This is a genomic window from Levilactobacillus cerevisiae (assembly GCF_003946245.1).
Classification (GTDB): Bacteria; Bacillota; Bacilli; order Lactobacillales; family Lactobacillaceae; genus Levilactobacillus; species Levilactobacillus cerevisiae.
In genome coordinates this window covers 52,085-64,652 of sequence record NZ_RHNN01000001.1, presented here as the reverse complement: position 1 = coordinate 64,652, position 12,568 = coordinate 52,085, and the positions used below count along the sequence as shown (strand labels likewise).

Annotated in this window: 13 protein-coding genes; 1 reads left to right on the top strand and 12 read right to left on the bottom strand. The window is 50.2% G+C overall.

The genetic code is table 11. From position 1 onward, the window contains the following. Window positions 1–25: 25 nt before the first annotated feature. From tuf to rpsO, 4 genes are all read right to left on the bottom strand, one after another. Window positions 26–1,216: an elongation factor Tu gene (tuf, locus tag EKM99_RS00295; RefSeq protein WP_125579748.1), complete on the bottom strand. Its 1,191-nt coding sequence runs from the start codon at window positions 1,214–1,216 to the stop codon at window positions 26–28. 172 nt (window positions 1,217–1,388) lie between these two features. Beyond that, a complete protein-coding gene (locus EKM99_RS00290; protein WP_125579746.1) occupies window positions 1,389–2,351 on the bottom strand; it encodes a hypothetical protein in 963 nt (320 codons plus the stop codon). A 99-nt stretch (window positions 2,352–2,450) separates the two neighbouring features. Further along, window positions 2,451–4,331, bottom strand: coding sequence for a ribonuclease J (locus EKM99_RS00285; protein WP_125579744.1), 1,881 nt, complete (start codon window positions 4,329–4,331; stop codon window positions 2,451–2,453). Window positions 4,332–4,543: 212 nt separating this feature from the next. After that, window positions 4,544–4,813 (bottom strand): 30S ribosomal protein S15, encoded by a 270-nt coding sequence (rpsO, locus tag EKM99_RS00280; protein ID WP_125579742.1) that lies wholly within the window; start codon window positions 4,811–4,813, stop codon window positions 4,544–4,546. Between the two features lie 277 nt (window positions 4,814–5,090). On the opposite strand from rpsO, the gene rpsT reads away from it, so the two are divergent. Continuing rightward, window positions 5,091–5,345 carry a 30S ribosomal protein S20 gene (rpsT, locus tag EKM99_RS00275; RefSeq protein ID WP_125579740.1) on the top strand — a complete coding sequence of 85 codons (255 nt, stop codon included), beginning with the start codon at window positions 5,091–5,093 and terminating at the stop codon, window positions 5,343–5,345. A 118-nt stretch (window positions 5,346–5,463) separates the two neighbouring features. Here rpsT and holA read toward each other — a convergent pair whose 3' ends face one another. The 8 genes from holA to EKM99_RS00235 all read right to left on the bottom strand — a co-directional run bounded on the left by holA (window position 5,464) and on the right by EKM99_RS00235 (window position 12,540). Further along, window positions 5,464–6,492 (bottom strand): DNA polymerase III subunit delta, encoded by a 1,029-nt coding sequence (gene holA / locus EKM99_RS00270; protein ID WP_125579738.1) that lies wholly within the window; start codon window positions 6,490–6,492, stop codon window positions 5,464–5,466. After that, a complete protein-coding gene (locus EKM99_RS00265; RefSeq protein ID WP_225419735.1) occupies window positions 6,489–8,720 on the bottom strand; it encodes a DNA internalization-related competence protein ComEC/Rec2 in 2,232 nt (743 codons plus the stop codon). Before EKM99_RS00265 ends, holA begins: the two co-directional genes overlap by 4 nt. A gap of 35 nt (window positions 8,721–8,755) precedes the next feature. After that, window positions 8,756–9,235: a ComE operon protein 2 gene (locus tag EKM99_RS00260; protein WP_125579734.1), complete on the bottom strand. Its 480-nt coding sequence runs from the start codon at window positions 9,233–9,235 to the stop codon at window positions 8,756–8,758. A 49-nt stretch (window positions 9,236–9,284) separates the two neighbouring features. Next, the gene (locus tag EKM99_RS00255) at window positions 9,285–10,004 is read right to left on the bottom strand and encodes a helix-hairpin-helix domain-containing protein (protein ID WP_125579732.1); all 720 of its coding nucleotides are present in this window, start codon (window positions 10,002–10,004) and stop codon (window positions 9,285–9,287) included. Between the two features lie 150 nt (window positions 10,005–10,154). Continuing rightward, the gene (locus EKM99_RS00250; protein WP_125579730.1) at window positions 10,155–11,204 is read right to left on the bottom strand and encodes a SepM family pheromone-processing serine protease; all 1,050 of its coding nucleotides are present in this window, start codon (window positions 11,202–11,204) and stop codon (window positions 10,155–10,157) included. Then, complete coding sequence (gene coaD, locus EKM99_RS00245) at window positions 11,205–11,690, bottom strand: pantetheine-phosphate adenylyltransferase (RefSeq protein ID WP_125579728.1); 486 nt, start codon at window positions 11,688–11,690, stop codon at window positions 11,205–11,207. Then, window positions 11,687–12,250 carry a 16S rRNA (guanine(966)-N(2))-methyltransferase RsmD gene (gene rsmD / locus EKM99_RS00240; RefSeq protein ID WP_125579726.1) on the bottom strand — a complete coding sequence of 188 codons (564 nt, stop codon included), beginning with the start codon at window positions 12,248–12,250 and terminating at the stop codon, window positions 11,687–11,689. The genes coaD and rsmD overlap by 4 nt, the downstream gene beginning before the upstream one ends. Beyond that, window positions 12,247–12,540 carry a YlbG family protein gene (locus EKM99_RS00235; protein ID WP_125579724.1) on the bottom strand — a complete coding sequence of 98 codons (294 nt, stop codon included), beginning with the start codon at window positions 12,538–12,540 and terminating at the stop codon, window positions 12,247–12,249. The genes rsmD and EKM99_RS00235 overlap by 4 nt, the downstream gene beginning before the upstream one ends. Between the last annotated feature and the right edge of the window lie 28 nt (window positions 12,541–12,568).

Below are 12,568 nucleotides of genomic sequence, written 5' to 3'. Positions count from 1 at the left end.
TTGCAGATACGCTAATTAATTAAAATTAGTCGTCAATTTCCGTAACGGTACCGGCACCAACAGTGTGGCCACCTTCACGAACAGTAAACTTCGTACCCTTTTCAATGGCAGCTGGTTGGATCAGTTCAACAGTGAACGTCACGTTGTCACCAGGCATAACCATTTCAACGCCATCAGGCAATTCAATAACACCAGTGATATCAGTGGTGTGGAAGTAGAATTGTGGACGGTAGTTTGAGAAGAATGGCGTATGACGGCCACCTTCTTCTTTGCTCAAGATGTAGACTTCACCCTTGAACATTTTGTGCGTTTGGATCGAGCCTGGCTTAGCCAAAACTTGTCCACGAACAACTTGTTCACGGTTAATCCCACGAAGCAAAGCACCGATGTTGTCCCCGGCTTCACCAAGGTCCAACGTCTTACGGAACATTTCAAGACCAGTAACAGTCGTCTTCAATACGTCGTCATGTAAACCAACGATTTCAACTTCGTCACCAACCTTGACCATCCCACGGTCGATACGACCAGAAGCAACAGTCCCACGACCAGTGATCGTGAAGACGTCTTCAACTGGCATCAAGAATGGCTTGTCGTTTTCACGTTCTGGCGTTGGGATGTAATCATCCACAACATCCATCAAGTGAAGGATAACCTTTTCTTGTTCTTCGTCGCCTTCAAGAGCCTTCAAAGCAGAACCGCGGATAACTGGAATATCGTCACCAGGGTAATCGTATTCTGAAAGCAATTCACGAACTTCCATTTCAACTAAGTCGACAAGTTCGTCGTCGTCAACAAGATCAGTCTTGTTTAAGAAGACGATGATGTATTCAACACCCACTTGGCGAGCAAGCAAAATGTGTTCACGAGTTTGTGGCATAGGGCCATCAGTAGCGGCAACAACCAAGATAGCACCGTCCATTTGGGCAGCACCAGTAATCATGTTCTTGATGTAGTCAGCATGTCCTGGGGCATCGATATGCGCATAGTGACGCTTTTCCGTTTCGTATTCAACGTGAGCGGTGTTGATCGTGATACCACGTTCACGTTCTTCTGGAGCAGCATCGATATCAGCGTAATCTTCGGCCTTTGCTAAACCTTTGCTAGCAAGTACCTTAGTGATTGCAGCAGTTAACGTCGTTTTCCCATGGTCAATATGGCCAATAGTACCAATATTTACATGGGGTTTAGTTCTTTCATAATGTTCTTTTTCAGCCATTAATGAAACCCTCCTGTATTTTATCGCAAGGTGTAATTCATCTTCCGAAGAAAACAAATCACCCTTTGCGTAAAATTATACTACTTCTTTTCAGAAAGGGAAAGCTGGAACCCTCCCAAAAAAGAATCCTTGACCAGTATATATGCTGAAGAATTATTTGTAAACTAAAATTTCACTCATTTTCGGGTTTTTCGGAATTTTGTCCGCCAATTGCGCCAAAAAGAGCCGCCATGAAGCGATTTAAGGTTGTTTGCCACCGTTGCATTGTCTTAACCTTTTCTTCAGATAGTTGCTGTTCTACCGGCAACCCGGCGATCGTTTGTACCCAACTGACCGGATCCGTAATCACGCGGTCAATAAAGGGATACAGCATCATCAGCTGCAGGGTAATCGTTTGCTGCAGGTTGGCGGCTAACATTGGATCCTGCTGGCCGAGTTCATTTTGCAAATAATTCTGAATCTCAGCGGCGGCCTGACTCGCATTGACTGGCCGTAAATCGGCGATGGCAACCGAATAAGTCTGATTGTCGAGCCAATGCAGTTTGACCGTTTGATCCACTCGTAACCGCATGAGTCCTTCCAACAAGTCAGCGCGCAGGAGCGGATGTAAAAACGGATCAACCAATAAAAACTGGACGCCTTGTAAATACATCTCCAGCGGCAACTGACGGGCATGCTCTAGCCGCTGACGCTGTTCGTTAAACGACACATCCCCCAGGTGATAAAATTGTTTAGCAATCACCTGCTGGGTCGCGGCTAGCGTCTCAGTCGCCTCAGCCTCGGCAGCGGCCACCTGCGCGAGTCCGCCTGCCCGCCACCGTTCAGCGGCCACTTGGCAAAATTCGCGCGCAAAAATGAACTGCTGATTTTTCAACGCAACGTCTAACCGGAGTTGAAAATGTTGGGCCGAATCCAAATAGATATTATTCTGTTCCGCCGCATACTGCTCCGCCACCAGATACTTTTGATCGTGGTAGAGACTAGCGACCACGTAGCGGTTCAATTCCGGCGTTTGCTGGTCTTGGTAGAGCGTTTCGAACAAGTCACTCGCCAATGACCATTGACGGCTCTCAAAGGCGTTTACGGCCTTCTGGTACGCTTGCTCCCGCGCTGCTGGACTAGAAAATTCTGACAATTTGGTCCCTCCTTTGGCTAAATCGGCCACTTTTCCAAATATTTTTAAAGATATCAAAACGGACCGCTACCATTTCTGGCAGTAGGCCCGTCTTAAACATTAAGCTTGTTTATCGGTAGTGGTCGCAGGTTTACTGCTGTGATGCCGCTTCCGGTTGCGGTGTGGCTTGTTCGCTTTTTCCGCTTTAGCTGGTTGCTCGTTACCCTTAGCCTTGTCTTTGGCCTTAGGTTTAGCCTTGGCTTTGGCCTTAGGCTTATCGGCAACGGGTTCCTGAGTAGTCTCGCCATCCTTGCCCTTACCTGTACTCCGGCGATGATGCTGGTTCACTTCCATAATGACCGGTAAGATCACTGGGCGCCGGTGCGTCTGTTCAAACAAGTAATGACTCAAGTGTTCCCGAACGTCTTGCTTCAAGTGGCCCCAATCGAATTCTTTGTTATCCAGGTTGTTTTGCACAGCCTTGCGAATAATTTGGGCACTCTCCTGCATCAAGTCCTTATTAGCCTTCACGTAAACAAATCCGCGAGACGTAATCTTCGGGTCTGCGACAATTTGCTTCTTTTTGCGATCAATTGTGACCACGGCAATGAAAATACCATCGTCAGCTAACACTTTACGATCACGCAGGACAATGTTCCCAATGTCCCCAACGCCGATCCCATCAATCATGGTATCGCTAACGGTAATCCCTTCACCTAAGCCCATCTTACCCTGGTCGTAGGTCAAAACATCCCCCTTGGCCAGAATGAAGATATGATCAGCAGGCATGCCCAGTTCTTGGGCAGCGTCCGCATGGGCATTTAACAAGCGGTATTCCCCTTGAATTGGCACCAAGTATTTCGGCTTTAACAGGTTTAACATCAGTTGTAAATCGCGCTTGTAGGCGTGACCGGAAGAATTCAAATCATCCGAAATAGCTTTGACTTCGCCACCGGCCCGGTAAATCATGTCCCGAGTTTGTGCGACTTGCGTGTCCATTGCGTGCGATGGCGTGGTTGTAATGTAGACCAAATCGCCCTCTTGGATGTTTAAATCCTTCTCTTGCTTGTTCGCCATGCGTTGAATGGCCTTGATGGGTTCGCCCATCTTACCAGTCTGCAGAATGACCGTTTCGGCTGGCGACAACTGATCCAACTGGTCCATGGTAACCAACAAATCGTCGTTAAAGACCAACTTGCCTAGCTTCATGGCCGTATTCACAATTTTTTCCAAATCTTGGCCCGTCAGACAAACCTTCCGCCCCGTCTTAGTGGCGGCGTCAAAGACCTGTTGAATTCGCAAGATGTTGGAAGCCACACAGGCAACAACCACGCGTCCTTCACGGTAGTGGAAAGTTTCCTCGATGTCTTCCGCAATCGTTTGTTCTGACGCGTTCATGGCCGGATTTTCGGCGTTAGCGGAATCGCTTAACACGGCTAAAACGCCAGCTTGACCGATTGCACCCAGACGCGCGTAGTCCGTTTGGTACCCAGGCTTAGCGGTCTGATCGAACTTAAAATCACCGGTATAGATGATTTGGCCTTCGTCCGTCTTCAGGTCAATTCCCAAAGATTCGGGAATGGAATGGGTCGTGGAGAAGAAGGAAACGGTCACATCGCCAAAGTCGATTTCAGTCTTTTCGTCGATGATGTGGAAATCATCGTAATTCTTGTCCTTAGGTTCAGCAGCAACGCCAATCTTAGCTAAGGCAATCGTCATCTCGGACCCAAACACGGGCACGTTGAATTCAGTTAAGAAGTAAGGCAACGCCCCGATAGCATCGGCATGGCCGTGGGTCAAGAAGACGGCGACAATCCGGTCTTTATTTTCACGCAGGTAATCCCAATCTGGAATCACCACGTCAATCCCTAATAACTCGTTTTCTGGGTACTTAAGCCCACAATCTAAAATGTAAATTCCGCCGTTAACATCCACGGCGTACATGTTTTTTCCGTTTTCACGGACCCCACCAAAGGGGATAATCTTAATCTTTGCACTCATAACTTCACCTCAAGAATCTTCGTATAGTTTTCAATTCAATCCTGACAAAGCTTTGTCAGTACTTTCTGCTGGGGGGTAGAAAACCCCAGATTCGTCCATAATTAAATCTTTTTCCATTCTACCATACTTTGACCACCAGCAGTACTAAGATCCCATTTGGGCAAAAGAAAAAGCCCCTTGCCATCTCTGGCGAGGGACTCCGGTGCGACGGATTAACGACGCAGGCCTAAGCTCTTGATTAATTCACGGTAACGTTGAACATCAGTCTTCCGTAGGTAAGCCAAAAGGTTACGACGGTGACCAATCTTCTTCATCAAACCACGTTGTGAGTGGAAGTCTTTCCGGTGTTGTTGCATATGAACGTTGATTTCGTTGATATCAGCGGTCAAAACAGCAACTTGGACTTCGGTAGAACCCGTGTCACCTTCGTGACGAGCGTATTGCTTGATGATTTCGTTTTTCTTTTCTTGTGTAATAGCCATGGTAAATATACCACCCTTCTAATAATTGCCCCAAACTGAGTAAGTCGGCGGTGGCCGCCTGGCGAACTAAGTTAAGGGTTTGTGCCTGAGCACAGTTATCTACTATACGAGACTTCCCCCAAAAGTGCAAGTCTTTTCCCCGTCAGCCTATCAAGTAAAATTACTTTACATTTATCGACGCTAGGTATTGCATTCGGTCCTAGCCTTCTGTATAATAACATACGTTGAAATTAAGATTTCCGGTACAAAGGATTTCTCATTCGGAGGTGAAATTTTCATGCCAATTATCAAATCAGCAATCGAACGTGCCAAGACGAACGTTAAGGCTAACGAACGCAACTCTGCTCAATTGAGCACTATGCGGACTGCCGTTAAGCGTTTTGAACAAGCCAAGACGGCTGGCGCCGACAACGCGGAAGAATTATACCGCGAAGCCAGTGCTGCAGTTGACAAGGCCGCTTCAAAGGGCTTAATCAAGCGTAACAAGGCTTCCCGTGACAAGTCACGGATGGCTGCACGTTTAGCTAAGTAATCAATTAATCAAAACGATTAGATGATGCAATCAGGAGGTCGCCCATTCAGTTGGGCGCCTCCTTTTTTGCGTCAAAAAAAGTGTTTGGCCGTTTCACCAAACACCTCACAACCGTCAACTAAGCCACTTGGCTCGCGAATTGCGTCATAAACAATGAGAAGAGCATCTCGGGCGCCATGGTCGTTGATTTCATTTGTTGCTCGACCCGGAACAGGCCCAAATAAGCACGATTCAAGTCGGTTAGTTTAAACCGGCGATGGCTTTGAAGAGCCAGCTTGATCCGGTACGGGTGAATTTTTAAGATACTGGCTAACTTACCTTGACTGTATCCCTGCTTTGCTAGCACCTTCGTCTGGATCAATAACCGGAATTGCCCCTGCAAAATAGCATTGATCCGTAACGGTTCTTCCTTGGCCTGTAATAGCTCGCGATACAGCGTCACCGCCCCTGCCGTATCCTTTGCCAGGACGCGGTTCACCAGATCAAAGACATTTTGCGTGAGCGTCTGGGTCACTAGTCCCGTCACCGCAGCCATTTCAATAGTCTTACTAGGCAGTGAAAAAAGTTCCAGTTTAGGCAGCTCACTCATCATGAGCGTCAGGTCCGCATCGGTCCGCTGAATGAGTTCATTCAGGGCGGCGGGAGCCATCTCATACCCATCCTGTTTCAACTGACCCGCAATGAATTGGCGGACATCGCGTTCCGCAAAGTTGCCAATTTCAACGGTGGTGGCCACCTTATTCAATTGCTTCGACACTTTTTTTCGGCCATCCAGCTTCTCGTACGGCGCAAAGAAAACCAGCACCGTGCTTGGCATGGGGGCCCCTAAATAGGTCTGCAGGCTATCAATATCATGATCAACCTTCTGTTTCTTTGTTTCCCCGGTCAAAAATTGGGGATTATCAATACACACAATCCGGCGCTCACCAAAGAACGGTGCGGCCATGGCATCATCCAGTGCAACGGCCAGTGGGACCGTGTCCATGTCATAACTCGCGAAATTCATGGTCTGTTCCTCAACTGGCACGCTATTTTTAAAGCCGGTCTTCAAGCGCCGTTGCAAGTAGTCTGCTTGACCTAAGATTAGGTACACGTTGGCCAGCTGACCACCTTGTTCGAGTGTTCTCAACAATTCATTAATTTTCACGACACTTGTGCCCCTTTAAGTTTAGTTTGCCAATACCCCTGTTTCCCCCGATAAACGTAGCGGATCATCCCACTCGTTTGGGTACTTACCGCCGGCACACGTTGCGTTCGCAGCGTTGCCAAGGTCTCTTCATTCGGGTGACCGTAGCGGTTTTGTCGTCCCGCAGAAATAATTGCCCATTTCGGTTGCAGTTGCGCAATAAATGCTGGAGCCGACGCCGTCTTGCTACCATGATGTCCTAATTTTAACACGTCCGTTCGCAGTTGCGGGTCAGCCGTCAACATTTTCTGCTCGCCGGCGCGATCCAAGTCTCCCATAAACAAGAAATTCAATCCACCAAAGGTGCCCTGGAGCGCCAAGGAATTCGCGTTCTCTGCCGGAGCCGACTGGTACGGGTGCCGCACCAACAACGGCACCGCACTCCCCACCTGAATGGGCACGACTTGAACCGGGGTCGCACTATTTTTTAACAAATGCTGCCACTCCGGTTCTGTCTCCATCCCCGCTGGTACCAACAGTCGTTTAACCCGCAAATCTTTCAAAAAAGCGGGCAAATCGCCAATATGATCCGCATCGTGGTGGGTTAAATACAAATCATCCACGTGATCCAGGCCCCGACTCTTCAAATAATTAATGTTGGTCCGCTCGGCACTGTACGTTTGTGGCGTCTTGGGGACCCACGCGGGCTGTGGAAACCCCAACCGACCACCGGTATCAATCAACGACACCCGGCGATTGAAGGGTTCTCGAATCAGAATGCTGTCTCCCTGGCCCACGTCAAAGTAAGCGACTTCTCCCGTCAACGGCAAGTGAATAGCGCCGTACACGAGCGCATAACTCGCCAGCAATCCCACCACCCATTTTCGCCGTTGGGCTGGCGGCCTTGTAAACAACCACCACGTCCCGGCAAGCCAGATCCAGGCAATCCACCAGGCCGGCTTGCCAAACGGGACGTTCCCTGGCAACTTTGCCAGCCACGCCAGGCCGTCGTCCAAAACTTTCAGTAGCCACGCGCACCATTGACTCGCCCAGGGAAACCAGGGAAAAACAACGGTCCCCACCAATGTCACGGGCAAAATAGTCAGCGGAAATAATGGCGCTACCAGCCAATTTGCGACCAGCGTCAGGCTGTGCCATTGAAAAAGGCCGCTCAACAAGCTGGGTAATCCGAGTAAAGTAAGTCCCGCCTGGCGCCAAGCCTTAGATTCATCCGTTAATAAAATTAAGCCGAGTGACAATCCATAACTCAGCTGACTCCCTAATTCAAACAATAACCCGGGGTTAACCACTAGGCCGATGAGGAATGCCAAGGACCAAGCATCTAAGGTGCTCACAGCCCAATTAAGCCGTTTTCCCGTCAACTGGACGCCCCGCATCCAGCAGGCCCGCAGAACGCCACTACCACTGCCTGCGAGGATGAAATAAGCTGGCAGTCCCAGCAACATCCCCGTTTCCCAATGTTCCCGCTGAATTCGCAGGTGGACACACAGCCATTCAACGGCCGTCAGGAGCAGCGCCACGTGCAGACCAGAAATGGCAAATAGATGGAGCAAGCCTAACCGTTGCATCCCCTGCAATTCACCCAGTGCCTCGGCAGCCTTGGTACCTGGCAATAAGCCCAAAGCGTAAACTCGCAATGCGCCTGGCAACTGATCACAGTAATGGATTAGCATGGCCCGCCATCCGTGCCACCAGTCGCCAAACCAGGTGAACACCGAACGACTAGCCCGAGCACGGGCCGTTACCGCTGTAATTTTGACGGTCTTCACAATCCCACGGTGTCGCCAATAGGCCGCCCCATCAAATTGGTTAAAGTTCGTGGCCGGTAGAATTCCCTGTTGTTGGCCGGTAACCTGCCATTGCGTGACGTGCGTCAAGCGTTGTAGTTGCCGTAGTTCAGCCGCTGATTTGGCATAGCCTCGCACCGTTAAGCGTTCGCCGGTTTGGCTATTCTGACCCACAAAGTAATAGGCGGCGCCACGAATCACCACGGCATCTGGCTGAACACGTAGCGTGAGTTGGGTATTTTGACTCGTTGCAAATGGTAATTGTCGCCGCTGCAGGTCAGCGTGGCGCACCCAGAGATAGCCACCAAAGAGGCCCATTGCCAGGAGCGTCAACACCCAAGTCTGTTGTGACCGCAACGCCCGCACACGGGTCAGAGCGACCACTAATAACAGTGCTCCGGCCCACGGGTGACCACCAGCAAGCACGCTGATTGCGGCCACTGGTAAACTAATGAAAAACCAGTGGTTAACCGCCACTACTCTTGCTTAGGTTGTTCAATCGGCAGTGTCGCCAGCAGTGCCGGATCTACGGTAACTTGATTTAATTCGACGTGCTTCAGCGCAATTAGCTTCTGCGCATACGGATCGTTGTGGTAACTCCGCATGTACGTGATTTTACGAATACCCGCCTGTAGCAACATCTTGGTGCATTGCAGGCACGGAAAATCAGTGACGTAAATTTCAGCACCATCCGTTGCCTCGCCAAACTTCGCACACTGGAGGATGGCATTCATTTCCGCATGAATTGTCCGCACGCAGTGACCATCCACGATGTAACAGCCGGCATCTAGGCAATGATCATCCCCGGAAACGGAACCGTTATACCCCGCCGCAATGATCCGCTTGTCGCGCACGACAGTTGCTCCGACGGACAAGCGGTTGCAGGTGCTCCGCGTGGAAATAACTAATGCCTGTAGCATGAAGTATTGGTCCCAAGGAATTCGTTCTCGTTTCATATGATTACTTCCTTTTCGAATTTTTTGTTTTCCAGTATACCACCCACAGCTAGGTCGTGAGTTGGTCTTGCAGATTGGCCACCGTTTTTTCACCAAATCCTGGCACCTGAGCCAAATCAGCGACGGCCTGAAAACTGCCATGTTCATCCCGATAATCCACAATCTTCTGCGCTTTCTTTTCCCCAATCCCGGTTAGCTGTTGCAGGTCAGCCACCGTGGCCGTATTCAAATTGACGACGGTCGTTGGTTTCTCACCGGCGGAACTAGTCGCCGTTGCCCCGCTACCTGACGTCAAGCCAGCCGCACCGGCTGTTGTCCGACCACCACTGGGCGGCTTTTCGCCCTTTAACGGGATATACAACTGTTGCTGATCCGTCAGCCGAGTTGCCAGATTCATCTGCTGGCGATCGGCTTGCTTCACTAGACCGCCGGCAGCCTTGAGCGCATCGGCAACCCGCATCTCACTGGAAAATTGATACAGTCCGGGACGATTAACTGCTCCTTGAACGTCCACAAATACCCGGGTGTCATGGCTACTGGCCTGACTAGCCCCGCTCACTTGACTAGCGGGTCGACCACTGCCAATCGCCTTAGGTGTGCTCATCTGACCACTGCCCGTTGCCGCTGGGATGGTTGCCGGCAAGGCTGCCGGTGCTGGTCGCTGTAAAAATAACCACCCGGCAATCACGGTCACCACGACCACAGTGGCAAGCCCCAGTAACTGCTGCCGTCTTTCTAACGTAAACCACCATTCTTGAACTCTACGCATATCGCGCCCCCTTTACTTACTAACTCCGTAAAAAAGACGCGATTGTTTTTTATTTTCTAAAATAAATTTCGATGAGCGGGAAATCGAGACGATTGCCGCCTGAGAAATCACAAAAAGCCCGGGCACTTGTCCCAGGCATCTCACTGTTACTTATTTATGAGTCTCCAAGTAATGAACCGCATCACTAAAGGTCTTCACTGGCACAACCTTCATGTTAGGCGCATACTTTTTGGCCGTCGCTTTGGCCAGTTGATAATTGGTCTTATGCTGCTCCTCATATTTCAAAAGGAGTTTCGTTGGCTTGACGTAGGGCGCGAAGAAGACCGTAGCGCCCGCACGTTTGGCCGCGATAATCTTCTTGTCGATCCCCCCAATTTCACCAACGTTACCATTACCGTCAACGGTCCCCGTCCCGGCAATCTTTTGGCCGTGGCGCAGATTCTTACCCGTGACCTGCGTGTAGACCTGAAGGCTAAACATCAGCCCGCCAGAGGGGCCACCAATTTGGCCGGCGTTGATGGAAACCTTGGGCTTAGCTGTCACCTTAACGTTATCGGTCAGTGTAATCCCAATGCCTGCCTTCTTAGTTGGTAGCCGCATCAATTTCTTCGTCACCTGTTTGGTCTTACCATTGTGTTGATACGTAATCGTTGCCTTCTGACCAACCTTTTGTTGTTGAATGTAGTGTTGGTAGCCGACCATCGAATTGTAATGATGGCCATTGACTTTCGTCACCGTATCACCAACTTTGAGCGAACCGGCAAACGGCGACTTCGCATCCACGCTTAAGACGTAGATTCCCAAATAGTGCCGGGTAACCGACTTGTGGGCCGCTCGGTAGGCAGTATAAATCGATTCGTTAATCGCACTCTGCATATAAAAATCCTGGACCTTGTCATAGGTGGCATTGCTTTCGCCACCCGTCACGGCGTCCACACTCTCGATACTATAGTACGAGTTCAACTTCGCGTACAGATACGTTGCCGGCCGTGCTTGCGACAGGGCGACCGAGGTAATCATGTACTTGCCTTTGTATTTATCGGGATGGCCCGGCATGCTAACGAAGGATTTTAAATTATCCGCTTCGCCTGGGCCCTCAATGTACTTCGGCAACGGCAGGAAAAAGAACGCCAAAACTGCCGCTGTCAGAACCATTGTCACGATGATTTGCCGCCACTCACGCCGTGTTAATTTCCGCATCTACTGCTCACCTTCTAATCGGGTAACCAGCGCATCGGCCACGATAGGCGGTACCAAGTTCGTTAGATTGCCCCCAAAACGGGCCACTTCCTTGAGCAGACTGGAAGAAACGAATTGGTACTGCGGATTCGCCATCAGACACACGGTATCCACGTTCGGATCCAAGGTCCGATTCATCCCCGCAATCCCCTGTTCGTACTCGAAGTCCACACTATTACGAATCCCCCGTACTAAGACGGTTGCGTGAATGTCCTGCATAAAGCTCACGGTCAGTCCGGTTTCGACCCGGACAGAGACGTTTGCCAGGTGTTGCGTGGTCTTTTCAATAAAAGCCACCCGTTCATCCGTGGTAAAGACGCCCCGCTTAGACGTGTTCTGCCCCACGGCAACGATCAGCTGGTCGAAAATTTTACTGGCCCGGGTGATGAGATCCAGATGGCCATTGGTCAACGGGTCAAAACTCCCGGGAAAAACGGCAATCGTCATTCGGACTCACTTCCCATCCCGTAAATCGTCAGTTCAGTAATCCCGTAGTCTCGGCGCTCAATAAAATGAAAGCCATCGACATCATCCGGTAGCTGGGCCTTTTGATCGGTTTCACACACAATTCGTGCGGTTGGCGTCAATAGGCTCAGTTCAGCCAATTGCATCATTTGGGCAACGATTTTTTGCTGCGCGTATGGTGGGTCAAAAAAGACCAAATCAAACTGGTCGCCCCGGTCCGCCAGTTCTTGAACGGCCCGGCTGGCGTCCCGTTTTAAAATTTCAAACTGGTCGGGCGCTTTTGTCACGGCGACGTTATCTTTAATCGTTTGAATAGCCGCGTACTGCCGATCAATCAAGACAGCCTGATCAATCCCCCGCGAAACGGCTTCAATGCTTAAGCCACCAGAACCCGCAAACAGATCCAGGCTCCGACCACCATCAAAGTACGGGCCAATAATGTTAAATAGGGCTTCCTTGACCTTATCTGTCGTGGGGCGGGTTGCCATCCCCGGCACGGCTTTCAATCGCCGGCCGCCAAAATCACCTGCGACAATTCTCATTCGTCATCATCCTCTGCTTCAGGGTCAGGATTGCTGGTCATTTCTTCGGCAACCCCATTAAAGGTTTCACTAATATCAGGCCGTGCTGACGCCACGACACGTTTCACAAAACGCAGCTTACCCAGTTGGTCCGTTAAACTAGCAACGTCCTCCTGGTTCACGTAGAGCACCACGTAGCGCATCTTCTTTGAGACGTACATCACGGTACCATAGCGCTTGAGTTGCCGCGTTTGTTTCAAACTATACGTATACACGACCAGACTCTGTCGTGCTTGCATGTCAAATGCCATGAGTTAACCTCCTATTTATTGTTCTTTT